We start from the raw sequence: 24001 nt of genomic DNA, 5'->3' as shown, positions 1-24001 counted from the left end.
TCTTTCACCTATTTGTTTCGGCAAGGCTCAACCCACAGACGGCCTTCGGGGCCACCCGCAACGTTGTGAGAAAAGAGTGGGTGGCCGCCTGGCGACCACCTCAATGGCAGGTCTGAATCAGCGCGCCAGCTTCAAGGCCACGCGCTCATGGGCCGAGGCCGGTCGGCTGGCACAGGACTGGCCGTAGTCGTCGAAGATCGACTCGACCACTTCCTGGGAGCGCACCGCCAGCACCGACAGCAGCGTGTCGCTCAGGCCGTGGCTGTCTTCGCAGCAGCCCTGCAGGAAGATCCCCGCCTCGCTGCCGGCGGTCAGCGCCAGGCGGTAGTTGCGATCGACACAGGCGTCCTGCGGGATGTAATCCTGCACCCCGGCCAGCAGCTCCAGGTGGTAGTCGCGGCGATAGCCCGTGGCGAGGATCACGATGTCGAAGGACTCGCTGTTCATCTGGTCATGGGGCGCATCGCGCAGGAACAGTTCGATGCCCGCGGCGCTGACTTCGGCATGGGCCACTTCGCTGTTGGTCAGCAGGCGGTGACGCTGCTCGCCACGGACTTTTTGCTGATACAGGCGCTGGTAGATGGTCTCGATCAGGTCGTTGTCGACCACCGAGTAGTTGGTGTTGCGAAACTCCGTGAACAGCGCGTCGCGGCGCTCTTCGCTGTGGTTGAAAATGGTGTCGGTCCACGACGGGTTGAAGATCTGGTTGACGAACGGGCTGTCGTCCGAGGGCTTCAGCGCGCTGCCGCGAATCACCAGCGAGGCCTCGACATTGTCGAAACGGGCCGCCAGGTCTTCGAAGATTTCCGCCGCGCTTTGCCCGCCACCGACCACCGCGACACGCACAGGGCCTGGACGGTTGGTCAGCAGGCGCTCGATGCCGCCACGGTAGCCCGCCGAGTGCAGGATGCGCGGATCGCTCACGCCATCGAAGGCCGCCGGCGCCTGCGGCACGCCGCCGATGCCGAACACCAGGTTGCGCGCGCGACGACGGGAAATGCTGCCGCTCGGACCGCGGGACAACACGTCCACAGCGCTGAAGCGGCCATCTTCGAAATGCGGTTCGACCGAGATCACCTCTTCGCCGTAGTGCGCCTGTTCGGCGAAGTGCGCAGCCGCCCAGCTCAGGTAGTCGGTGAACTCTTCACGGGTCGGGAAGAAGGTCTTGAGGTTGATGAAATCCTGCAGGCGGCCGCGCTCCTTCAGGTAATTCACGAAGGTGAAGCGGCTGGCCGGGTTGCGTTGGGTGACCAGGTCCTTGAGGAAGGAGATCTGCATGGTGGAGCCGTCGATCAGCATGCCTTCGTGCCAGTTGAACGCCGGCTTTTTCTCCAGGAAACACACCTTGGGCGCCAGACCCGTGCGCAGCGCATGCTCCTGGGTGGCGATCGCCAGCGCCAGGTTCGACGGGCCAAATCCGATGCCGATGTAGTCGTAGACGAGTTCCATGCTTCCCTCTCGTTAGGAGCGATGCGCGCTCTGCTCTGTCCTGTGGTGGCGGCCTTGTGTGAACCGCGTCGCAGAGTTTTTCTGGCAGTGAGCGCGCATCGAGAATGAGTAAGACTGATTATCATTACAAAGACGCCTGAGCCTTCAGGCTGTTTAGTCTTGTGCGCAGAAAAACTTACAAAGCCTTTACATTTTTCATCTGATACGCGCCGCCGATTTCATGGACGGCATCACGGCTGGCGTTCTCCCGGCGATCACCCTGCAATTCGCTGAGTTGGCCGGACTCCATCTTCACCAGCCGGTCGGCCAGGTCGAAGTATTGATCGTCGTGGCTGATGGCGAATACGGTGATGCCCGCCTGTTTGAACATCGGCAACAGCTCGCGGTAGAAGAAGCGGCGGAACAGCGGGTCCTGATCGGCGGCCCACTCGTCCAGCAGCAGGATGTCGCGCTTCTCCAGCAACGCCAGCAACAGCGCCAGGCGCTTGCGCTGGCCCTGAGAGAACCGGGTGTCGAGCAGATGCCCGTCGCCGATCTGCACCTTGTGCTTCATGTGCAGTTGTTCGAGCCAGTGCTCGATGTGGCTGGCGTCAGCGTTTTCGCCGTTGTCGCCCAAGAGTTGCGAGAACAGGTGGAAGTCGGTGAACACGCTGGCGAAAAGGTGACGGTAGGCCAGCCAGTCGTCTGCGCCGATGGCCTGGCCATCGATCAGGATGGAACCGGCCGACGGGCGATACAGGCCACTGAGCAGGCGCGCCAGGCTGGATTTGCCGCTGCCGTTGCCGCCCATCAGGAACACCGTTTCGCCACGCTTGAGGGTCAGGCTGACCGGGCCGACATCGAAACCGGGCTCGTCGCCCTGGGCCGGGTAGTGATACTCCACGTCACGCAGTTCCAGGGTCTGCCAGTGGCCGACGATATGGCTCGGCGCGACTTCGAAGCTCTCGTGATGCTCGGCCAGGGCCAGCGACTCGACCTTGTCCAGCGCCACGCGCCCGGAGACCTGCGCCGGAATCGCCGCCACCGCCAGCACCAGCGGCGTGCGCATGAACAGCACGGTCAGCGCGTAGGTCGCCGCCACTTCAGTGGGCGCCCAGCCCAGGCCGTTGGCCAGATAGAACGCCAGGCCGATGGTGCCCAGCACCATGATGTTGGCCCAGTTGCTGGCCAGGCCGTGGTAACGGTCAGCCAGGGTGAAATGCTCGCGATAGCGCAGCGCGGCGGCGTCGAAGGTTTCTTCGTACAAACGCCGGGCGCGGTCGCGGTTGAGGGTCAGTTCCTTGCGCCCGTCGATCACGCCCTGATAGCTCTGGTACAGCTTGTCTTCGGACTCACGCAGCGCGCGGATGTGGGCATTGAGCTTGCCCACCAGCAGCCAGCCGACGCCCAGGGTGAAGGCCATCCAGCACAGGGTGGTGACGAACAGCGAGGGCGACAGCCAGGCCAGGTAACTGAACGCCGCAACGCTCAGCACCGTGCCGTAGATCAGGTCCGGCAACTGCACGAAGGCCATGGTCACGGCACGGATGTCGCTGGACAGGCTGGCGAAAATCTTCGCCCCGCCAATGGATTCGATGCGCTCGATGTTGGTGTCCAGCAGGCGCTTGACCATCACCCGGCGCAGGCCGTAGACGAAGCGATGGCCCAGCGCGGTCAGCGACAGCGAGGCGCCCGAAGCCAGCGCCAGCAGCACCACCAGCATCAGGCCGAACTGCCACAAGGCCGTGCCCAGGCCGTCGTGGGTGCTGATCATGCGCTGGTTGACGAAGGCGATCACGCCGACGCTCAGCAGGCCGCTGCTGATGCTCAGCAACAGCACCATCGCGAGCGGCCAGCGGTATTGCGCAAAGACCAGACGAATTAATTTCATGGATGACTCCGGGCAGTGAAAACAAAAACAGAAAGTGGAAATGCCGGCGATCAGATCTCGCCCAGCCGCGAGCGACAGTGGGACAGCGTGTCGCGCAGGAGGAAATTGACCATGGTCGGCGAGGTGCCAATGACCTTGGCCACATCGCGCTGGGTGTAGCCCTGGATCTGGCTGAGGTTGAAGACGATGCGCATGCGCTTGGGCAGTTCGTTGAGGGCGCCGACCAACTGGTTGACCGACTCGCGCCCCGCCAGCACCCGCTCGGGGGACACGTCGAAGCGCGGTTGTTCGTCGAGTTCGGTTTCAACGCCGTGGTTGCGTTCCAGGCGCTGACGACGCAGGCGGTCGATGGCCAGGTTGCGCACCACACGGAACATGTAGCGCGCAGGCTCGATGGAGGCCAGGTCGCTTTCGAGCATTTTCACGAACGCATCCTGCACCACGTCTTCAGCGCGGGCACGGCAGCCGAGGAATTTTGCCGCCAGGCGCAACAGCCCTTCGCGGTGCGTGTGATAGGTGCCCGTCAGGGCGTCGAGGTGCGGATCAATCGCCACACAGCCCTTGCCCACACCGGTCGCGCGAAGCCTTATTGGCTGGCTCATTGCTGGATGAAAATCCATGTTATTCGACATCCCCGGTTACAAAGGAACGCGAAGAATAACGCAAACGATTCTCATTGCAATGTAAGAAAATTTACCGTCCTGTGAAACTTTCGTTATAACGACGTGGTCGTTTTGTTGTCCGACGAGTGGTAGCCGTATAGTGGCAAATATCATCTAAGCCAATGATTTAAATGGATTAAACCAAGTGGTTCGTTTGTCGGACGAGGAGATGATTGAGGCTAGACGAGGATTTTTCCCTGTCAAAAAAATTGTTTCAGGGACGATACAAATCGCTTCAGTCCTGCGACCTGCGTCGCAAAATCTGCCCTGTTCGCCACCCTCCCCGACATGCCCGTCACTGCAGCAACAACTCAGCCCCCGCTGCGGCGGATCCGCTGGGCCTGGGGTTGGATTTCTCGGGTGAGGTTCCACCACTGGGTCCGCTCTTGCCGGTCACCGCCGTGCCGTTGACCGTAGAGCTTTCATCGCCCTGGGAGGCTTTTCCCGGTGCAGCAGGCGCGGCCTTGTTATCAACGGGTTTTGCCGCGCCCTTGTCCGCGCCGCCCTCCTTGACCTCGCTGCCCGCATCCACGGAGCGACCGGGCAGTGCAAAGGCTTTCACCAGCTCCGAACGACGCTGGTACTGCTTCATGAGATCTTCCCTGAGTTGAGCTTTCTGCTCCTGGGTCAGGCCCAGATCATCACTGAGGATGGCATTGCGCGTGGTCAGAATCTCGGCATCCAGCGCCGCGAGCATTTCCGTACTGCTCAATGTCTTCTTGGCTTCCAGTGTGGTGGCTTTGCTCACGATGGAAGAAAGTGCCACGGTCAGCGAGCACAAGTTGTGGTAGTAAATGGCGTCCGACACCGCAGTGTAATAACTGTACTCGGCCGTGGAGTCTCCAAACTTCAGAGAAATGGCATCGCGCAGAACAGAACGTGAACTTCTGATCTCTTTGACGATGTTGGGCATCAGAATGCCCGAGAACATTTCATCGTTGATCGATTGTTCAGTGGCCGATGTCACGGCCGACACCCCAGCCAGGTTCTGTCCGGCACGCCCGGACACGATCGCCGCCGCCGTTGCGGTGGCAGTGGCGAGAAACCCGAAAGACACGTTGTTGGCGGCACGCCGGGTGTCGACTGCCTCGATGAACTGATTACAGTTGATGTCCGATTTGGCCAGCAGCCGGGCCTGCACCTGATTGCGGTACGCCGGGTTGGCGGCCTGCGCATCCGTGGGGCTGAACAGCTGGTCCAGTTGTTCTTTTTCCAGGCTTTTATCATCGACGATGCCGCTGGAGCGACCGGATTTCACCAAGTCGAGTTTTTTCGCGGCCTCGGAAGGATTCAACGGGCTGGTGCCGCTGCAGGCGCAGAGAAGAGAGCACACCACAATGACTGAAAGTTTCATGTTCACGTCCCTTTGAATGAACTCTTTTATCCACTGAAGTTCATGAAAAAGACCGCGTCAACACAATGTTTAAAAATATAAAATGACGCCATTAAACCGCCAAGCGCCAACGAAGCTTTATAGATTACTTTGCCAGCGCTAGGCACCTTCAAATCAAGTTGAACAACACCGTTATGAATGAAAAGCACATTTAAACCTTCACTCGTTTGAGTGAAAGTTCCACTCGAATTGATGTATTACTTGATCAAGCGTAACTCCAGATACTGCAGCAGCATGATGGTCTTGCCATCAGCGATTTCCCCACTTTCGACCATGGCGATGGCCTGTTCGAACGACAACTCCAGCACTTCGATGTCTTCCCCCTCCTCTTCCAGCCCGCCGCCGTCGCTGATGCGATCGTCAGGCGCATATTCGCCGACGAAAAAGTGAATGCGCTCGGTGACCGAGCCCGGGCTCATGAAGGCATCGAAGACCTTGCGTACCGACCGGACCACGTAACCGGTTTCTTCTTCGGCTTCCAGGCGGATGCGCTGTTCGGGGCTGGCGTTGTCCAGCAGGCCCGCTGCCGCTTCGATCAGGTAACCGCTGTGATCGTTGACGAACGCCGGCATGCGAAATTGCCGGGTCAGTACCACGGTGCGTCGTTCCAGGTTGTACAGCAGGATGGTCGCGCCGTTGCCGCGGTCATACACCTCGCGGGTCTGCGACTGCCAGCTGCCGTCGCGGCGCTGCAGGTCGAAGCTGTACTTCTTGAGCACGTACCAGTTGTCGGAGAGGGTTTGTTCGGCAGTGATGCGGATCGGCATCCGGTGCTCCTTGGCGGCATTGATTACAGAGACCTCTGAAGGCGGGCAGTTATAGCGCGAATCGGCCTGTCGCAGGCGAATGCCGCGCTATCACCCCGGACTATTCAGCGCGTTGTTCCGGCACCTGAACAGTGCCCGAGGATGAACCTTCGGCAGCGCAAGGACTCACTTGTTCAAGTCCGGATTCGACCGCCAGCACAGGATTGCCCATGGTTCCAGCCACCGTCAGGCCCGGGTCAACGACCCGCATCGAACGCGAACTGAGCCTGCGCGCGGTCATGACCGGCGCGGTGCTGGGCATTTTGCTCACTCCGTCGAACGTCTACGCCGGATTGAAGATCGGCTGGTCGTTCAACATGTCGATCATCGCCCTGCTGGTGGGTTTCGGCCTGTGGCAGAACCTGGCGCGGCGCCATGCCCGGCAACCTGCGTGGACGCTGCACGAGAGCAATATCAACCAGACCGTGGCCTCGGCGGCGGCGTCGATCATCTCCGGCGGGTTGGTGGCGCCGATTCCCGCCTGGACACTGCTCACCGGCCAGCAACTGGACCCGCTGCCGATGATGGCCTGGGTGTTTTCCGTGAGTTTTCTCGGCATCTGGATCGCCTGGTATTTGCGCCCCACCCTGCTCAACGACCACGGCCTGAAATTTCCCGAGGGCATGGCAACCCTGGAAACCCTGCAGCACATCTACCGCCATGGGCAGGAAGCGGTGGTGCGGATCAAGGTGCTGTTCGGCGCAGCGTTGCTGTCGGGCCTGGTGAAGTGGGTCGACGGTTTCGTCTGGGCGATTCCACGCTGGGCGCCAAACGCGCAACTGGAGCGGCTGACGTTCACCTTCGATCCGTCGCTGTTGTTGCTGGGTTTTGGCGGGATCATCGGCATTCGTGTCGGCTTGACCCTGCTGTTTGGCGCGGCGTTGGCCTGGGGCGGGTTGGCACCATGGCTGATCGCTAACGCGTGGGTGCCGATTGCTCCGGACGCCAGCGGCCCGCAGTTCGCCAGACTGGTGGAGTGGCTGTTGTGGCCCGGCGTGAGCCTGATGGTGTGTTCGACGCTAACCGCTCTGGGGGTGCGGTTATTCAAGGTGCCCAAGGCTGTATCCGCCAGCAGGACGCCACGAGCGCGGGCGCCCTTCTCGCCCGGCCCCGCGCTGGGCCTGGTGTTGTCGGTCGCGCTGGTGGTGGCGTTGCAGGTCGCGCTGTTCGGTATCGATCTGTGGATGGCGCTGCTGAGCATTCCGCTGGCGATCTGCCTGGCCGTCGTGGCCGCGCGGGTGGTGGGTGCCACCGGTATCGCGCCGATCGGCGCCATCGGCAAGCTGTCACAGCTGACCTTCGGCCTGATTGCGCCGGGGCAGGTGTCGATCAACCTGATGAGCGCCAACACCGCCGGGGGCGCGGCCGGGCAATCCACCGACCTGATGAACGATTTCAAGGTCGGCCTGGCGATTGGCGCGACACCGAAAAAGCAGGTGGTGGCGCAATGCATCGGGATTTTCATCGGCAGCGTGGTGGGCGTGCTGGTGTACCTGGCGCTGATTCCCGACCCGCAGCACATGCTGCTCACCGAGCAATGGCCCGCCCCCGCCGTCGCCACCTGGAAAGCCGTGGCGCAAACACTCAGTCACGGGCTGGAGGCGCTGTCGCCGCAGATCCGCTGGGCGATCTTCATCGGCGCATTTTTTGGTGTGCTGCTCGGCGCGCTGGACAGCCTGCTGCCGCCCCGCCTGGCACGCTGGCTGCCCAGCAGCGCAGCGCTGGGGCTGGCCTTCGTGCTGCCCGCGTCGACCTCGCTGATGATGGGCCTGGGCGCGGTGCTGACCTGGATCGTCAGCCGCCGCTGGCCCAGCCTCACCGAACGCTTCGCGATCACCGCAGCCGCCGGGCTGATTGCCGGGGAAAGCATCGTCGGGGTGGGGGCTTCGTTCTTCGAGATGTTCAAGAACCTCTGATCTCCCCTGGAGGAGCGAATTCATTCGCGAAAAGATTTTCAGGCGACACCGATGCAGCGCCTGCCCCACCGCACTCGCGAATGAATTCGCTCCTACAGGATCGTGCAACACGCAGCATCGCGGCTGGGGATGGGCAGCGACTATCGATTGTATCGATAACCAACATACGCCAGACCGCCGTTCATTTTATCGGCGCGGTTGGGGATCATGGCCACCTCGAAAACCCGAACAAGGATTGCCCCGATGTCCATCAACCTGACCATTGCGCTGATGCTGGTTGTTTCGTTCTCCATTGCCCTGGCAGGTGTCGGTCACTTCTGATGGTCAGCGCGCCGGTATCAGCCCGCCCTTGCTGATCGCTTCTTTCCCCGCCTTCGAATTCAGGAACGCCAGCAACGCCCCCGCCTGCTCCGAGCGGGCGCTGCCTTTGACGATGGCCGCCGAGTAGAGCTTCATCTGCTGGAACGGGTCGGGAATCAGGCCGACGATCTCCACGCCGTTCACCGATTGCAGCTCGCTCATCTGTTGCAGGCCGATCTGTGCTTCGCCGCTGGCCACGCTCTCGCCTGCCGACGTGCCCTCAATCAACTTGCTCTTGAACTCGGCAGGCATTTGCAGGTGCGGGAACAGCCAGTGGGTCAGGTACAGGCCGCTGGCGTTGTTGGAATAGGCCACCGATTGCGCATTGAGCAGGGTTTCGCGAAACGCCGATTCGCTGCCGATGTCGGGCTTCTCGGCGCCGGCGCGTACGACCAGGGCGATGAAGGATTTGCCGAAATCGACCCGCGAGGCGCTGTCCACCCGCCCCTGGGCCACCAGTGCATCCATGGTCGAACGGGTGCTGAACACCAGGTCCGCCGCCGACGCTGCGGCCAACTCGGCCCCGGTGGACTGGCGCGAGGCCTCGGAAAATCCCACGACCTCAAGCTTCAGCCCGTCAGTGTTTTCATAACCGGCGACGATGTTCTGCATGGCCGCGGCGATGGTGTCGGCGCTGAACAGCGTCAGGGTCTGCAGCGGCTTCTTCGCGGGCAGGGCCGCGTGCAGCTGGCTGGCGCACAACAGCGAAAGGCCCAGCATCAGGGCCGTCAGTGAACGTCTCAAAACAGGCGTTTCCTTGCGGGTAAAAATGATCAGCCATGTCACAGGTCACGTGCATGTCATGGGTGGGCAACGCTACCCCAGACCCACCCCATCAGGCATTAACCCAGGTTAAGAAAAGTTTAGTTTGCCGTTCAACGGTCCTGTTAGCCGCCTCAATGGTCTTACAATGCCCGGTCATCACAGCTGGAGCACCCCATGAACCGAGCGTTGGTCATCGAGGATGACGAAGTCACCGCCCAGGGCATCATCGCGGAACTGGCCGCCCACGGCTTCACCGCACAATGGGCCGCCACCGGCCGCGACGGCCTGTCGCTGGCCATCGCCGGCGGCTTCGACGCCATCACCCTGGACCGCATGCTGCCGGACTTCGACGGCCTGACCATCGTCAGCACCTTGCGCGGGCTCGACATTCAGACACCGGTGCTGATGATCAGCGCGCTGTCTGACGTCGACGAGCGCGTGCGCGGCCTGCGCTCCGGTGGCGACGACTACCTGACCAAGCCGTTTTCCATGGTCGAGATGGTGGCGCGCCTGGAAGTGCTGCTGCGCAACCCCGCCGCCAGCGGCAACGACCATTGCCTGTCTTTCGGCAACCTCAGGCTGGACTTGATCGACCAGCGCCTGACCTGTGACGGGACGCACATCGCGCTGTTGCCCACCGAGTTCAAGTTGTTGACCTACCTGATGCGCAACGCCGGCCAGCTGGTCACCCGCACCATGCTGTTCCAGGAAGTCTGGGGTTATCACTTCGACCCCGGCACCAACATCATCGAGGTGCACATCGGCCGGCTGCGCAAGAAGATCGAGGCCCACGCCACGCCGGTGATCCAGACCGTACGGGGAGCAGGCTATGTTCTGGTCGAAAAGGACTGACCGCTGGCGCTCCAGCAACAGCCGCCTGATCGGCCTGTACGCGCTGTTCTTCGTGGCCTGGGGCGCGATGTTCACGGGCGTGCTGTACTGGGAGATTTCCCAGTATCTAGGCAAGGTCGCCGAGCGCACGCTGATGCAGCGGGCGCATTACTACCAGAAGATCGACGACGCCTCGCTGGTCAGCGAGCTGGCCGCCAGCGAAGCCTATGCGGTGGCAGGCATCGACGCCTACGGCTTGTTCGAAGCGGACGGCACGCACATCGCGGGCGATCTTTTGAAACTGCGCGCCAGCCTGCCCGATGACGCCAAGGTGCACTACCTGGAGCGCGGCCTGAGCATCGCCCTGCCCGACGAGCAGACCCGCAGCAGCCACGCCTTGCGGGTGACCCGACCGGACGGTCGAATCCTGATCCTGGCCCGCGATGGCGGCTCGATTTCCGCCGTGGGCGGGATCATCGGCCAGGCGCTGTTCTGGGGGCTGTCGCTGACCCTGATTCCCGGGCTGATCGGCTGGTGGCTGCTCAGGCGCCGCCCGCTGCGCCGGGTCGAACGCTTGCAGCGCAGCACCGAAAGCATCGTCTCGGGCAATCTGCGCGAGCGCCTGCCGCTGTCCAGCCGCCGCGACGAACTGGACATGCTGGCCGACGCGGTGAACGTCATGCTCGAACACATCGAGCAGCTGATGCACGAGGTCAAGAGCGTCTGCGACGGCATCGCCCACGACCTGCGCACACCGCTGACACGCCTGCGCACGCGGCTCTATCAACTGCAGCAACTGCCCCTTCAGGCGCAGCACAGCCAGACGCTGGACCTGGCGCTGGAAGAGAGCGAGTCGATCATGCTGCGCTTCCAGGGCCTGCTGCGCATTTCCGAGCTGGAAGACACGCGGCGCCGGGGGGCTTTCGAGCCTTTCGCCGCCGATGAGCTGCTGCGTCAGGCCCATGAATTCTACGAGCCCATGGCCCATGACAAGGGCCAGAGCCTGCACCTGCAGCTGCACGCCGACATCCCGCCGTTGCAGGGCGACGTGGCGCTGTTGTTCGAGGCGCTGGTCAATCTGCTTGACAACGCGATCAAGTTCACACCCCACGGCGGCAGGATCGATCTGGCCTGTCGGCACGACGCCGATGCGCTGCTGATCGAGGTCTGCGACAACGGCCCGGGCATTGCGCTCAATGAGCGCAGCAGCGTCACGCGCAGGCTGTATCGCGGCGACGTGTCGCGGCAGACACCGGGGCATGGCCTGGGGCTCTCGCTGGTCACCGCCGTGGCGCGCCTGCACGGTTTCAGCCTGAGCATCGGCGAGGGCGACGGCGGTGTCGGCGCGCGGGTTGTGCTGCGTTGCCCGCTGCGCAATCCGGCGCTGGCGCCAACCTAAACTTTTCTTAACTTCGCTTCATTTGAGGCGCGGGCCCGGGGCCACTAGTTTGGCGGCCTTTCTGTCCAGCCAAGGCCCCTTTCTGTGAAGCATCCGATTCTGCGGCTCAGCCTGTTTCTCGTCTGTTCGCACCTGACCTGCGCCTTCGCGGCGCCCATTCCAGCAGGCCCCGCAGGCGCGATGGTGCCAGCCCCGCCGCAACTGACCGCCAAGGCCTGGGTGCTGATGGACGCCGCCAGCGGCAACGTGATCGCCAGTGAAGACCCGGACGAACGCCTGCCGCCGGCCAGCCTGACCAAGCTGATGACGGTGTACGTGGCCACCCGGCAGATGCAGGCCGGCGGCCTGAAACCTGACGATCTGGTGACGGTGAGCGAAAACGCCTGGAACACCGGTGGCTCGCGGATGTTCTTGAAGCCAGGCAGCCAGGTGGCGGTGCACGACCTGCTCAAGGGCGTGGTGATCGACTCGGGTAACGACGCGGCGGTGGCCCTGTCCGAGCACATCGCCGGCAGCGAAGACAGCTTTGCCGAACTGATGAACACCACCGCGCAGAAGCTGGGCCTGAGCAACACCCACTTCATGAACCCCACGGGGCTGCCGGCCGAGGGGCATTATTCCTCTGCCGACGACATGGCCAAACTGGCCCGGGCGATCATCAACGACGAAACCGCCTACTACGAGTTGTATGCTCACAAATACTTCACCTGGAACAACATCAAGCAGCCCAACCGCAACCTGTTGCTGTGGCGGGACAACACGGTCGACGGCCTGAAAACCGGCCACACCGAGGCGGCGGGCTACTGCATGGTGACCTCGGCGGTGCGCGACGGGCAACGGCTGATCACGGCCACCTTCGGCTCCACCAGCATCGCCAACCGCGCGGCGGACGCGGAAAAACTGCTGACCTACGGCTACCGGTTCTATGACACTCAGACCTACCAGAAAGCCGGGCAAGCCGTGGCCACGCCCATGGTCTGGAAGGCCGAAGGCAGCAGCGTGCCAGTCGGGCTGCTGGACGACGTCAGCCTGACCCTGCCCAAGAACCCGCACCGCAAGACCGAAGCCCGCGTTCACATCGACAAGCCGCTGGTAGCGCCCATTGCGATCGGCGATGTGGTGGGCACGTATGCGCTGTACGAGGGCGACAACAAACTCGCCGAACGGCCACTGATCGCCCTGCAGGCCGCCCAACCCGGCCCCTGGTGGAGCCGGGCGTGGGATTCGTTGCGGTTGTTCGTGGGCCATCTGTTCGGGGAGTGGTCGGACGCGGCGTAAATTCGTTCGTGTTCACCCTCCCGTGGCGGCACGATCACTCATGAAACGCGGGAACCGTTTCCTTGCTGCCCACGAAGAAGCTGTCCGCCACGATGCGCAGCGGCTGCAGGTCCAGGTCGCTCTTGCGATCGGCGATCAATTGCGCGAAGTGGCGGTACATCGCCGGGTACTCGCCCTCCTCCGACACCCGCTGCACCACGCCATCGACCGTCACCTGCGCGCCGCCCGAGTCGAGCCTGAGCATGCCTTCGTCGCAGTGCAGTTCGATGCGCCACAGCTCGTTGTCGCTGTGGTCGAAATCGAATTCGGCCAGCACCTCGATCTGCCCGCTTCCACGGATCGCCAGGTTCGCGGCGATCGGCGACTGGCAGTTCTGCGGCACGCTCAATTGCGCGGACTCGACGAACAGCGCCCCCGGCAACAGCTCGGTGACGATCGACAGCGCGTTGATGCCCGGGTCGAACACCCCCAGCCCACCGGCCTGCCAGATCCAGGTCTGGCCCGGGTGCCATTTGCGCACCTGCTCTTTCCACTCCACGCGCACCTGTTTGAGGGTCTTGCCCTTGAGCCACGCTTGAGCGTTCTGTACACCGGGAGCAAAGCGCGAATGCCAGGCGAACAAGCCAGTGACACCGGCCTTTACGACGTCATCGACCAGGGCCATGGCCTCGCCCAGGGTCGAGCACGGCGGCTTTTCCACCAGCACGTGTTTGCCTGCATCCAGCGCCTGTTGCACCAGCGCGAAGCGCCCCTGGGGCGGGGTGCAGAAGGCAATCGCATCCACCGGCGGCCCGTCGCTGAGCAGCTCGGCCAGCGAGCGGAAATTGGCCACGCCCGGGCAGGGCTGGCCCAGTGTCGCCACCGCCACCAGCTCCAGGCCCGGGTTGGCGAGGATCGCCGGCACATGCTGGTCCTGCGCGATCTTGCCGTAGCCCACCAGCCCTATTCGAATCGGATGCATCGATGACTCCTGTTTTGTTGTTATCTGGATAAACGAATCAGTGGACCTGCGCCTGATATTCCCGAGGCGTACAGCCGAACTCGCGGCGGAACACCGTGTGCAGATACTGCGCCGATTTGAAGCCGCAGTGCTGGGCGATGTCGGCGATGGCCGAGTCGCTCTGCTCGAGCCTTGAAGCTGCGGCGGTCAGTTTGAAGCGCAGGATTTCATCGTGCACGCTGCAGCCACGCTCCTTGCGAAAGTGCGACTCCAGCGACGAGCGCGACACGCCGACGTACCCAGCTACCTGCGCAGTCTTGATGCCCTGGCAGGCGTACTGCCGAATGAAATGCAGCGCCTGCATGACGTACGGATTGCCCAGCGGCTGATGCAGGCTCGACGCCTGGACGTTGATCGCTTCCGGCGGCACCAGAATCTGGCTGCTACTCGATGGCATGCCATGCAGCATCTGATGCAACAGCCGCGCAGCGGTGCGGCCCATGCTCTGGGTGCCCTGAATCACGGAACTCAGTGGCACGCGGGTCAGGGTGCGGGTCAGCGGATCGTTGTCGATGCCGATCAGCGCCACCTGCTCGGGCACGGCGATCCCGGCGGTCAGGCAGGCTTGCAGCAACTGGCGGGCGCGGGCGTCGGTGACGGCGATGATGCCGATGGGCTTGGGCAGGCTGTGCAGCCAGGCGATCTGCTGCTCCACGGCGCTGTCCCACAGCGGTGCACTGGTGCCCAGGCCACGGTAGATTTCCCCACGCAGGCCATCGCGCTTGAGCAACCGGCGAAACGCCCGCTCGCGCTCCTGGGCCCAGCGATTGCTCTGGGCCTCGGGCAGGCTGAAGCAGGCGAAGCGTGTGAGCCCGGCCTCGATCAGGTGCTCGTACGCCAGCTTGATCAGGGCGAAATTGTCGGTGGCCACATAGGGGATGTTTTTTGGATAGGCGTCCGGGTTCTCAAAGGAGCCGCCCACCGCCACCACCGGCAGTTTGCTCCCGGCCAGCGCTTCGCCGATCAGCGGATCGTCGAAGTCGGCAATGATGCCATCGCCCTGCCAGCGTTCGATGCCCTTGAGGCGGCAGAGAAAATCCTCCTCCAGAAACAGGTCCCACGATGCGCGGGTGCTGCTCAGGTAGTTGCCGATGCCGCTGATGATGCCGCGGTCGTAGATCTTGCCGCCGTTGAACAACAGGGCGATGCGGTGAACGGGCGGGACGGTTTTCATTGTTTTTCCCCGGGCCTGTCTCGAAACAGATGGCACAGACTAGGCCCGCGCAAGCCGAATCTCAATACTCAAAATCGAACACCGGGTTGGTGATTTTCGTAATCGGCGGGCCTAGGGCCGTTGCTAGTATCGGCTCGACAACGGCTTGAACCAGAACAACAAGGAACCCACCGATGCCCTGCTTCCCCGAGATCGACCGGATTCGCTACGAAGGCCCGGACAGCGATTCACCCCTCGCCTTTCGCCACTACGAGGCCAACAGAATCGTGCTCGGCAAGCCGATGCGCGAGCACCTGCGCATGGCCGCCTGCTACTGGCACACCTTCGTCTGGCCGGGGGCCGACATGTTCGGCGTCGGCACCTTCAAGCGGCCGTGGAACCGGCCGGGCGACGCCATGGAACTGGCCCGCCTGAAGGCCGACGCCGCGTTCGAGTTCTTCTCCAAACTGGGAATCGACTACTACAGTTTCCACGACACCGATGTGGCGCCGGAAGGTGCGAGCCTCAAGGAATACAGCCGCAACTTCGCACAGATGGTCGACGAGCTCGAACGCCATCAGGAACAGAGCGGCATCCGCCTGCTGTGGGGCACCGCCAACTGCTTCAGCAACCCGCGTTTCGCCGCCGGCGCTGCGAGCAACCCGGACCCGGAAATATTCGCCTGCGCCGCCACCCAGGTGTTCAGCGCGATGAACGCCACGCAACGCCTCAAAGGCGCCAACTATGTGCTGTGGGGTGGCCGCGAGGGCTACGAAACCCTGCTCAATACCGACCTCAAACGCGAGCGCGAACAGCTCGGGCGCTTCATGCGCATGGTGGTCGAGCACAAGTACAAGATCGGCTTCAAGGGCGACCTGCTGATCGAGCCCAAGCCTCAGGAACCGACCAAGCATCAGTACGATTACGACAGCGCCACGGTGTTCGGCTTCCTGCATCAGTTCGGGCTGGAGAAGGAAATCAAGGTCAACATCGAAGCCAACCACGCGACCTTGGCGGGCCATAGTTTCCACCACGAAATCGCCACGGCGGCCTCGCTGGGCATTTTCGGCAGCATCGACGCTAACCGTGGCGACCCGCAGAACGGCTGGGACACCGACCAGTTCCCCAACAGCGTTGAAGAGCTGACGTTGGCGACCTACGAGATTCTCAAGGCGGGCGGTTTCAAGAGCGGCGGCTTCAACTTCGACTCCAAGGTGCGCCGCCAGAGCCTGGATGAAATCGACCTGTTCTACGGCCACGTCGCCGCCATGGACGTGCTCGCCCTGGCTCTGGAACGCGCCGCCGCGATGATCGAAAACGATGTGCTGCAGCAGTTCAAGAACCAGCGCTACGCCGGCTGGGACAAGCCGTTCGGCCAAGCCTTGCTGTCAGGGGATTTCAGCCTGGAATCCCTGGCGCAGCACGCGCTGGAGCATGAGTTCGATCCGCAGGCAGTCAGCGGGCGGCAGGAGATGCTCGAAGGGGTTGTGAACCGGTTTATCTACAAATGACCCCAACCCCGTAGCAGCGCGGCTTGCGCACTCATAAGCGTGAGCTTGCGAGCTGCAAACCTGTGGGAGCCAACTTGCTGGCGAATGTGGTGTGTCAATCGTCATCTTCTTCACTGACACACCGCCCCGCCGGCAAGCCGTGCTGCTACGAAATCGGGAGATCCGGAGGGCGGTTACATTCTCGCGACAATTCGTTGCTCCGCGCGCGCAACCAACGCTCTACAGTTTCACCCGCTGCACGTTTCACGCTCAGGAAGTGCCTCTAAACAAAAATAAAAGGACGCACCACAATGAAAAACCTGAAACTCACCCTGCTCGCCAGTGCCCTGGCGCTGCTCAGCCTGCCGGTCATGGCCGATTCGGCCCATCCGAAAATCGGTTTCTCCATCGACGACCTGCGCCTGGAGCGCTGGTCCCGCGATCGCGATTACTTCGTCGCGGCGGCGGAAAAGATGGACGCCAAAGTGTTCGTGCAGTCGGCCGATGCCAACGAGCAGAAGCAGATTTCCCAGATCGAAAACCTGATCTCCCGTGGCGTGGACGTGATCGTCATCGTGCCCTTCAACGCCACCGTGCTGACCAACGCCGTGGCCGAGGCCAAGAAGGCCGGGATCAAGGTGGTGTCCTATGACCGCCTGATTCTCAACGCCGACATCGACGCCTACATCTCCTTCGACAACGAGAAGGTCGGCGAAATGCAGGCCGCCGGCGTGCTCAAGGCCCAGCCCAAGGGCAACTTCTTCCTGCTCGGCGGCGCGCCCACCGACAACAACGCCAAGGTGCTGCGCGAAGGCCAGATGAAAGTGCTGCAGCCGGCCATCGACAAGGGCGACGTGAAGATCGTCGGCCAGCAGTGGGTCAAGGAATGGAACCCGACCGAGGCACTGAGCATCGTCGAAAACGCCCTGACCAAGAACAGCAACAAGATCGACGGCATCGTCGCCTCCAACGACGCCACGGCCGGTGGCGCGATTCAGGCACTGGCCGCGCAGAAGCTCGCCGGCAAGGTGCCGATCTCAGGGCAAGACGCCGACCTTGCCGCGGTCAAGCGCGTGCTCGAAGGCACCCAGACCATGACCGTCTACAAGCCGCTGAAACTGATCGCCTCCGAAGCGGCCAAGCTCTCGGTGCAACTGGCGCGCAACGAGAAACCGGCGTTCAGCTCGCAGTACGACAACGGCACGAAAAAGGTCGACACCATCCTCCTGACCCCGACGCCGCTGACCAAGGACAACATCGATCTTTTGGAGAAGGACGGGTTCTACACCAAGGCGCAGTTGGCCGGGCAGTAATCCCTGGCTCAACCCCGGCCCGTAGCAGCACCGCTTGCGCACTAACAAGCGCGAGCTTGCGAGCTGCAAACCTGTGGGAGCCAGCTTGCTGGCGAATGCGGTGTGTCAATCGCTATCTTCTTCACTGACACACCGCGCCCGCCGGCAAGCCGTGCTGCTACGGATCTGCGTACTCTGGAATCCGCACCATGTCCGACTACCTGCTGCAAATGAACGCCATCGTCAAAACCTTCGGCGGCGTGAAGGCCCTCAACGGCATCGATATCAAGGTTCGTCCCGGCGAGTGCGTCGGCCTGTGCGGCGAGAACGGCGCGGGCAAATCGACGCTGATGAAAGTGCTCTCGGCGGTCTATCCCCACGGCACCTGGGAGGGCGAAATCCTCTGGGACGGCCAACCGCTACGTGCCCAGTCGATCCGCGACACCGAAGCGGCCGGCATCGTCATCATCCACCAGGAACTGACCCTGGTGCCCGACCTGTCGGTGGCCGAAAACATCTTCATGGGCCATGAGCTGACCCTGCCCGGCGGGCGTATGAATTACCCGGCGATGATCCACCGCGCCGAAGCCCTGATGCGCGAGCTCAAGGTGCCGGACATGAACGTCTCGCTGCCGGTTTCGCAGTACGGCGGGGGCTATCAGCAATTGGTGGAAATCGCCAAGGCGTTGAACAAGCAGGCGCGTCTGCTGATCCTCGACGAGCCCTCGTCGGCCCTGACCCGCGCCGAGATCGAGGTGTTGCTGGACATCATCCGAGACCTCAAGGCCAAAGGCGTGGCCTGCGTCTACATCTCGCACAAGCTCGATGAAGTGGCAGCCGTATGCGACACCATCTCGGTGATCCGCGACGGCAAGCACATCGCGACCACGGCCATGGCCGACATGGACATCCCGAAGATCATCACCCAGATGGTCGGCCGCGAAATGAGCAACCTCTACCCCAGCGAGCCCCACGCCATCGGCGAGGTGTTTTTCGAGGCGCGCAACGTCACCTGCTTCGATGTCGACAACCCCCGGCGCAAGCGCGTCGACGACATTTCGTTCTCCCTCAGGCGTGGCGAAATCCTCGGCATCGCGGGGCTGGTCGGCGCCGGGCGCACAGAGCTGGTGTCGGCGCTGTTCGGTGCCTATCCCGGGCGCTACCAGGCCGAGGTCTGGCTGGACGGCACGCTCATCGACACCCGTACCCCGCTCAAATCCATTCGCGCCGGGTTGTGCATGGTGCCCGAGGATCGCAAGCGCCAGGGGATCATTCCCGATCTTGGAGTGGGCCAGAACATCACCCTGGCGGTGCTCGACAGTTTCTCGCACCTAACGCGCATCGACGCCGAAGCGGAACTGGGCAGCATCGACCGGGAAATTGCGCGTATGCACCTGAAAACCGCCAGCCCGTTTTTGCCCATTACCAGCCTGTCCGGCGGCAACCAGCAGAAAGCCGTCCTGGCCAAAATGCTGCTGGCCAAACCCCGGGTGCTGATCCTCGACGAGCCTACGCGCGGCGTGGACGTGGGCGCCAAATACGAGATCTACAAGCTGATGGGCGCGCTGGCCGCCAGCGGCGTGTCGATCATCATGGTGTCTTCGGAGCTGGCCGAGGTGCTGGGCGTTTCCGACCGGGTGCTGGTGATCGGCGAAGGCCAGTTGCGCGGCAACTTCATCAACAAGGACCTGACCCAGGAACAGATCCTCGCCGCCGCCCTCACCGCACCTGCTGCACAGAACAATAACGAACGGCCAAATGTCGAGAGAACGCTGTAAATGAATCAGCTCAAACAATTGTTCACCCGCTACAAGATGCTCGCACTGGTCATCGCCATCGCCCTGATCTGGCTGTTTTTCAGCTGGCAGACCGAAGGCGGCTTTCTCACCCCGCGCAACCTCTCCAACCTGCTGCGGCAGATGTCCATCACCGGGATTCTCGCCTGCGGCATGGTGCTGGTGATCATCAGCGGCGAGATCGATCTGTCGGTCGGCTCGCTGCTCGGCTTGCTCGGCGGGCTGGCGGCGATTCTCGACGTGGTCTATCACCTGTCGCTGCCGCTGAACCTGGCCATCGTGACCCTGTGCGGGCTGCTGATCGGCCTGGCCAACGGCAGCATGACCGCCTACCTGCGCATTCCTTCGTTCATTGTCGGGCTGGGCGGCATGCTGGCGTTTCGCGGGATTCTGCTGGGCATTACCGGCGGCACCACCATCGCGCCTGTGTCGCCGCAACTGGTGTATGTCGGCCAGGGTTATCTGCCGCCGCTGGCCGGGATCACCCTGGGCGTGGTGTTGTTCGCCCTGGCCCTGTTCCTGACCTGGCGCCAGCGGCGCAACCGCGCCCTGCATGGGCTGGCTGCGCACTCGATAGTGCGTGACGGATTGCGCATCGTGCTGATCGGCGCGGTACTGGCCGGGTTCGTTCATACCCTAAACAGCTACGACGGCATCCCGGTGCCGGTGCTGTTGCTGCTGGTGTTACTGGGACTGTTCAGTTACATCACCAGCCAGACCGTGTTTGGCCGCCGCATCTATTCGGTGGGCAGCAACATGGAAGCCACGCGCCTGTCCGGGATCAACGTGCAGGCGGTGAAACTGTGGATCTTCGGCATCATGGGCGTGATGTGCGCCCTGGCCGGCCTGGTGAACACCGCCCGGCTGGCCGCCGGTTCGCCCTCGGCCGGCAACATGGGCGAACTCGACGCCATCGCCGCGTGCTTCATCGGCGGCACCTCCATGCGCGGCGGCTCGGGGACGGTCTACGGCGCACTGCTCGGTGCCCTGGTGATCACCAGCCTGGACAACGGCATGTCCATGCTCGACGTCGACAGCTACTGGCAGATGATCGTCAAGGGCAGCATTCTGGTGCTGGCGGTGTGGGTGGATGTGAGTACGCGCGCAGGGCGGCGGTAGATTCCGCCGCGCAGGGCGGCGGTAGATTCCGCAGGTCCCGTGGGAGCCGGCTTGCTGGCGAATGCGGTGTGTCATTCAACCTATCGTTGACTGACCGGACGCGTTCGCCAGCAAGCCGGCTCCCACGGCCTTCGGCCAGAAGCGGATCGCGGTTATCTTGCATTTATCCAGTGAGGGCACTATTTACAGCAGGGCCAAAGCCTTTTTGGAACCGCCCATGCGCCACCACCTGCTCGCCCTGCTCCTGACCTGCCTCACCGCGAGCGCCAGCGCCGATCCGACCTCCTGCCCTATCGGTGAAAAACTCATCTGCCTGAACGGCTGCTTCTGCCTGCCGGACATCGGCCAGGTGCTGGGCAGCGGCATGCCCACCGACGTCACCCAGATCGCCGCGCCTGCGCTGGCGCTGTGGCTGACACAATCGCGAGCCGAGGCGGCCCTGAGCCTGACCCAACCGATCCCCGAGGCCATCCGCGAAAAACTCTTGCGCTGGTACCCGCCCAGCGTGCTCGACGCCGCACTCTATAAGGTCGGCGACAACGGCGAACTCAGCGCCGCCAAAGCGATGCTGCAAAACCCCGACATTGGCGCCGTGACCCTGATCGATATCATCGTCTTTCGCACCGAACAGGACGCCGAACACAACGTCTCGCTCTGGGCCCATGAACTCAAGCACGTCCAGCAATATCAGGAATGGGGCGTGGCGGGATTTGCCCAACGCTACACGCTGGACTTCAACGAGGTCGAAGCGCCTGCGTACGAGATTCAGACCAAGGTGGGACGGGTGATGCGGGGGTTGGATCCGTGAAGGGATTCGCCGCGTGACACAGGATGCGACAGCCTGTGCATTCCTCGAGGTCTTCGCGGGTGTAAGATGCGCACTGTCCAACCTCCACAACCGAGGCGCCCATGAGCCAAATATCCCTGAATCTGCCGGAAGACCTGTCGGATTCCCTCACAGAGCTGGCCAAGCAACATGGGCAAAACGCGAGTTACCTTGCCGTGGATATCCTGCGTGACTACATCGAGTATGAAACCACGCTCGCTGGCCAGATCGAACTGGCCGTCAAAGAAGCAGATAACGGGAATTTCGCCACTGATGAACAGGTAGCTGCCGTTCGCGCCCGACGCAGGAGTCAGGATGCGGGTTGAGTGGCTTGAGAAAGCCCTCAAACAGCTGAGCGACGAAGCCGATTACATCGCCCTTGAAAACCCTCGGGCCGCAGATGAATTTTCAGATGCAATCTTCGCCAGCGTGGACAGGTTGGCCAGTTTTCCGGCGCTGGGACGGGTTGGCAGGATCAAGGACACGCGTGAATGGGTTGTTCCAGATTGGCCGTATCTGATTCCGTATCGCCTGAGAAGTAACTCGCTGCAGATTCTCGGGGTCTTTCACACTCGGCAAAAACCGCGTCAAAGATGGTGAAAAGGCTACGGGCAATAACCAAGTTTCAACCTTGACCCGCGTCGTTCCAATGATGGATTGGACGGACCGTCACTCACGACCCTGTGAGCTCCCGATCAGCTCACCGCCCTTCCAGCAACGCCCCTGCCTTGTCCAGCAAACCCAGCGGGTCGTCGGTCTTGTGGATGTCCACTGACAGCAACTGACGGAATTTGCGTGCGCCGGGGAAGCCCGTGCCCAGGCCCAGGACGTGGCGGGTGATGTGGTGCATCGAGCCGCCGTCGCGCAGGTGGGCTTCGACGTAGGGGCGCAGCTGGGCCAGCGCCTCAACGCGGGTGATCGCAGGCGCGGTGCCACCGAACAGTTCGCGGTCGACTTCGGCCAGCAGGTATGGGTTGTGATAGGCCTCGCGGCCGAGCATCACGCCGTCGAAGGTCTGCAGGTGTTCGCGGCATTGTTCGAGGGTCTTGATGCCGCCATTGAGGATGAATTCAAGGTCCGGGAAATCGCGTTTCAACTGGGCGGCGACGTCGTAGCGCAGTGGCGGAATTTCGCGGTTTTCCTTGGGCGACAGGCCTTCGAGGATGGCGATGCGGGCGTGGACAGTGAAACTGGTGCAACCCGCCTCTCGAACGGTGCCAACGAATTCGCACAGTTGCTCGTAACTGTCGCGGCCGTTGATGCCGATGCGGTGCTTGACCGTCACCGGGATCGACACCGCGTCGCGCATGGCCTTGACGCAATCGGCCACCAGCTGCGGGTGACCCATCAGCACCGCGCCGATCATGTTGTTCTGCACCCGATCGCTCGGGCAGCCAACATTGAGGTTGACCTCGTCATAGCCTGCGGCCTGGGCCAGGCGCGCGCTGGCCGCCAGATCCGCCGGATTGCTGCCGCCCAGTTGCAACGCCAGCGGGTGCTCGCTCTGGTCGTGGCGCAGGAAGCGCTCGCTGTCGCCATGCAGCAGCGCGCCGGTGGTGACCATTTCGGTGTAGAGCAGCGCATTTTTCGACAACAGGCGCAGGAAGAACCGGCAATGCCTGTCCGTCCAGTCCATCATCGGCGCGACAGAAAACCTCCGGCTGACCGGATCGGCTGAAGTTGCGAGGTTTTCTGCGGGCACGCTCTGCATTGACACGATTCTCATTGACTACCGTTTACCGCCGTTTCCAAGGGCGCTTCTGCCCTATCACTCGAAAAAGGCGCGACAGTCTATCAGGAAAGCCCGACGTCCGAGCACAGGCCGACGCCCTGCTCAGGCGGCCGGAAACGGGCGAACCATCACCAGGTCCCGATGCAGGTCCGCACCACAGACGAATGTGGTTTCGCCAACCTGTTCAAAACCGTTGCGCTGGTAGAAACGTATGGCGCGCGGATTCTGATCGTTGACCGTCAGGCGGATATCGCTCGTAACCGTTGCAAGGGTTTCGCTCATCAGCAATTGCGCCGCGCCCGTGCCGTGCTGGTCGGCGGCGACATAGCAGCGAGTCAGCTCCGGAACGCCATCGGCGGCAGGGATGTCGATGTTTTCCGGCGAGGCGGTGATCAGGCTGAAGCCTACAATGGCCTGTTGGTTTTCCACCACCAGAAGACGCAGATCCGCGCGGTTCAAGGCGGACCTGAAGCAGTCCGGAGTCAGGTTTTCGGCGGCGTAACGCGCAAGCTCCGCTTCAGGCGTGTCGGGCGGGCAGGCCAGATGGAACGTCTGAGTGGCGATGACACTGATGGCATCGGCATCATCCATTGCCGCAGGGCGGACATTCATAGTGCAGACACTCCACGGTCTATAAGGCGTCCCGCCACGATACCGCGCGGCGAGGCAAAGGTTAACGACTCGCGGCACTTTATTCCGGGCATAAAAAAACCCGCCGAAGCGGGTCGTTTTTCAGTTCAACACCATTCCAACATCCTGTCGGCAGCGCTCCGCGCAAATGGTTGATCATCCTGATCCTGGAAGCGGGTCCGTCGCTTCAGTTGATGGATCCAAGATACCGCTGCAGTGTTACAGTTCATAGAG

21 protein-coding genes are annotated in these 24001 nt (G+C 62.5%); 11 read left to right on the top strand and 10 right to left on the bottom strand.

Annotation, left to right across the window (positions count from 1 at the left end):
* Positions 1–117: 117 nt before the first annotated feature.
* From AC1MEK_RS13090 to AC1MEK_RS13070, 5 genes are all read right to left on the bottom strand, one after another.
* Positions 118–1449 carry a lysine N(6)-hydroxylase/L-ornithine N(5)-oxygenase family protein gene (locus AC1MEK_RS13090; RefSeq protein ID WP_480396703.1) on the bottom strand — a complete coding sequence of 444 codons (1332 nt, stop codon included), beginning with the start codon at positions 1447–1449 and terminating at the stop codon, positions 118–120.
* Positions 1450–1624: 175 nt separating this feature from the next.
* Entirely contained in the window at positions 1625–3319 is a 1695-nt protein-coding gene (locus tag AC1MEK_RS13085) for a multidrug ABC transporter permease/ATP-binding protein (RefSeq protein WP_480396702.1), read from the bottom strand.
* Between the two features lie 50 nt (positions 3320–3369).
* A complete protein-coding gene (locus tag AC1MEK_RS13080) occupies positions 3370–3921 on the bottom strand; it encodes a sigma-70 family RNA polymerase sigma factor (RefSeq protein WP_480396701.1) in 552 nt (183 codons plus the stop codon).
* Positions 3922–4276: 355 nt separating this feature from the next.
* On the bottom strand, positions 4277–5335 hold the full coding sequence (locus AC1MEK_RS13075; protein ID WP_480396700.1) for a hypothetical protein: 1059 nt from the start codon (positions 5333–5335) through the stop codon (positions 4277–4279).
* A gap of 236 nt (positions 5336–5571) precedes the next feature.
* Positions 5572–6141 carry an NUDIX domain-containing protein gene (locus AC1MEK_RS13070; protein ID WP_480396699.1) on the bottom strand — a complete coding sequence of 190 codons (570 nt, stop codon included), beginning with the start codon at positions 6139–6141 and terminating at the stop codon, positions 5572–5574.
* Between the two features lie 209 nt (positions 6142–6350).
* Between AC1MEK_RS13070 and AC1MEK_RS13065 the strand changes: the two genes are divergently transcribed.
* The gene (locus tag AC1MEK_RS13065; protein ID WP_480396698.1) at positions 6351–8096 is read left to right on the top strand and encodes an OPT family oligopeptide transporter; all 1746 of its coding nucleotides are present in this window, start codon (positions 6351–6353) and stop codon (positions 8094–8096) included.
* A gap of 324 nt (positions 8097–8420) precedes the next feature.
* Here AC1MEK_RS13065 and AC1MEK_RS13060 read toward each other — a convergent pair whose 3' ends face one another.
* Positions 8421–9200: a molybdate ABC transporter substrate-binding protein gene (locus AC1MEK_RS13060; protein WP_480396697.1), complete on the bottom strand. Its 780-nt coding sequence runs from the start codon at positions 9198–9200 to the stop codon at positions 8421–8423.
* A gap of 195 nt (positions 9201–9395) precedes the next feature.
* On the opposite strand from AC1MEK_RS13060, the gene AC1MEK_RS13055 reads away from it, so the two are divergent.
* The 3 genes from AC1MEK_RS13055 (at position 9396) to AC1MEK_RS13045 (ending at position 12729) form a co-directional block, all read left to right on the top strand.
* Positions 9396–10073, top strand: coding sequence for a response regulator transcription factor (locus tag AC1MEK_RS13055; protein ID WP_480396696.1), 678 nt, complete (start codon positions 9396–9398; stop codon positions 10071–10073).
* Positions 10051–11451, top strand: coding sequence for a sensor histidine kinase (locus AC1MEK_RS13050; protein WP_480396695.1), 1401 nt, complete (start codon positions 10051–10053; stop codon positions 11449–11451). The genes AC1MEK_RS13055 and AC1MEK_RS13050 overlap by 23 nt, the downstream gene beginning before the upstream one ends.
* Positions 11452–11562: 111 nt before the next feature.
* The gene (locus AC1MEK_RS13045; RefSeq protein WP_480396717.1) at positions 11563–12729 is read left to right on the top strand and encodes a D-alanyl-D-alanine carboxypeptidase family protein; all 1167 of its coding nucleotides are present in this window, start codon (positions 11563–11565) and stop codon (positions 12727–12729) included.
* A 34-nt stretch (positions 12730–12763) separates the two neighbouring features.
* On the opposite strand, the gene AC1MEK_RS13040 is transcribed toward AC1MEK_RS13045, so the two are convergent.
* Both AC1MEK_RS13040 and AC1MEK_RS13035 read right to left on the bottom strand, forming a co-directional pair.
* Positions 12764–13690 (bottom strand): Gfo/Idh/MocA family protein, encoded by a 927-nt coding sequence (locus AC1MEK_RS13040; protein ID WP_480396694.1) that lies wholly within the window; start codon positions 13688–13690, stop codon positions 12764–12766.
* A gap of 37 nt (positions 13691–13727) precedes the next feature.
* Positions 13728–14903 (bottom strand): XylR family transcriptional regulator, encoded by a 1176-nt coding sequence (locus AC1MEK_RS13035; RefSeq protein ID WP_480396693.1) that lies wholly within the window; start codon positions 14901–14903, stop codon positions 13728–13730.
* A gap of 173 nt (positions 14904–15076) precedes the next feature.
* Here AC1MEK_RS13035 and xylA point away from each other — a divergent pair, with 173 nt between their 5' ends.
* The 7 genes from xylA to AC1MEK_RS13000 all read left to right on the top strand — a co-directional run bounded on the left by xylA (position 15077) and on the right by AC1MEK_RS13000 (position 22005).
* Complete coding sequence (gene xylA, locus AC1MEK_RS13030) at positions 15077–16393, top strand: xylose isomerase (RefSeq protein ID WP_480396692.1); 1317 nt, start codon at positions 15077–15079, stop codon at positions 16391–16393.
* A 290-nt stretch (positions 16394–16683) separates the two neighbouring features.
* Complete coding sequence (gene xylF / locus AC1MEK_RS13025; RefSeq protein ID WP_480396691.1) at positions 16684–17685, top strand: D-xylose ABC transporter substrate-binding protein; 1002 nt, start codon at positions 16684–16686, stop codon at positions 17683–17685.
* Between the two features lie 188 nt (positions 17686–17873).
* On the top strand, positions 17874–19442 hold the full coding sequence (gene xylG / locus AC1MEK_RS13020) for a D-xylose ABC transporter ATP-binding protein (protein WP_480396690.1): 1569 nt from the start codon (positions 17874–17876) through the stop codon (positions 19440–19442).
* A complete protein-coding gene (locus AC1MEK_RS13015) occupies positions 19443–20579 on the top strand; it encodes a sugar ABC transporter permease (RefSeq protein ID WP_480396689.1) in 1137 nt (378 codons plus the stop codon).
* 217 nt (positions 20580–20796) lie between these two features.
* The gene (locus tag AC1MEK_RS13010) at positions 20797–21387 is read left to right on the top strand and encodes an eCIS core domain-containing protein (protein WP_480396688.1); all 591 of its coding nucleotides are present in this window, start codon (positions 20797–20799) and stop codon (positions 21385–21387) included.
* 101 nt (positions 21388–21488) lie between these two features.
* A complete protein-coding gene (locus AC1MEK_RS13005; RefSeq protein ID WP_480396687.1) occupies positions 21489–21731 on the top strand; it encodes a CopG family ribbon-helix-helix protein in 243 nt (80 codons plus the stop codon).
* Positions 21721–22005 (top strand): type II toxin-antitoxin system RelE/ParE family toxin, encoded by a 285-nt coding sequence (locus AC1MEK_RS13000; RefSeq protein WP_480396686.1) that lies wholly within the window; start codon positions 21721–21723, stop codon positions 22003–22005. The genes AC1MEK_RS13005 and AC1MEK_RS13000 overlap by 11 nt, the downstream gene beginning before the upstream one ends.
* Positions 22006–22105: 100 nt before the next feature.
* Here the strand turns inward: AC1MEK_RS13000 and dusA are convergent, their stop codons facing one another.
* Positions 22106–23116: a tRNA dihydrouridine(20/20a) synthase DusA gene (gene dusA / locus AC1MEK_RS12995; RefSeq protein ID WP_480396685.1), complete on the bottom strand. Its 1011-nt coding sequence runs from the start codon at positions 23114–23116 to the stop codon at positions 22106–22108.
* Positions 23117–23239: 123 nt separating this feature from the next.
* On the bottom strand, positions 23240–23749 hold the full coding sequence (locus AC1MEK_RS12990; RefSeq protein ID WP_480396684.1) for an N-acetyltransferase family protein: 510 nt from the start codon (positions 23747–23749) through the stop codon (positions 23240–23242).
* Positions 23750–24001: the final 252 nt, after the last annotated feature.

It is taken from the genome of Pseudomonas sp. 2, assembly GCF_056627435.1.
This window is presented reverse-complemented; position numbering and strand designations above follow the sequence as displayed.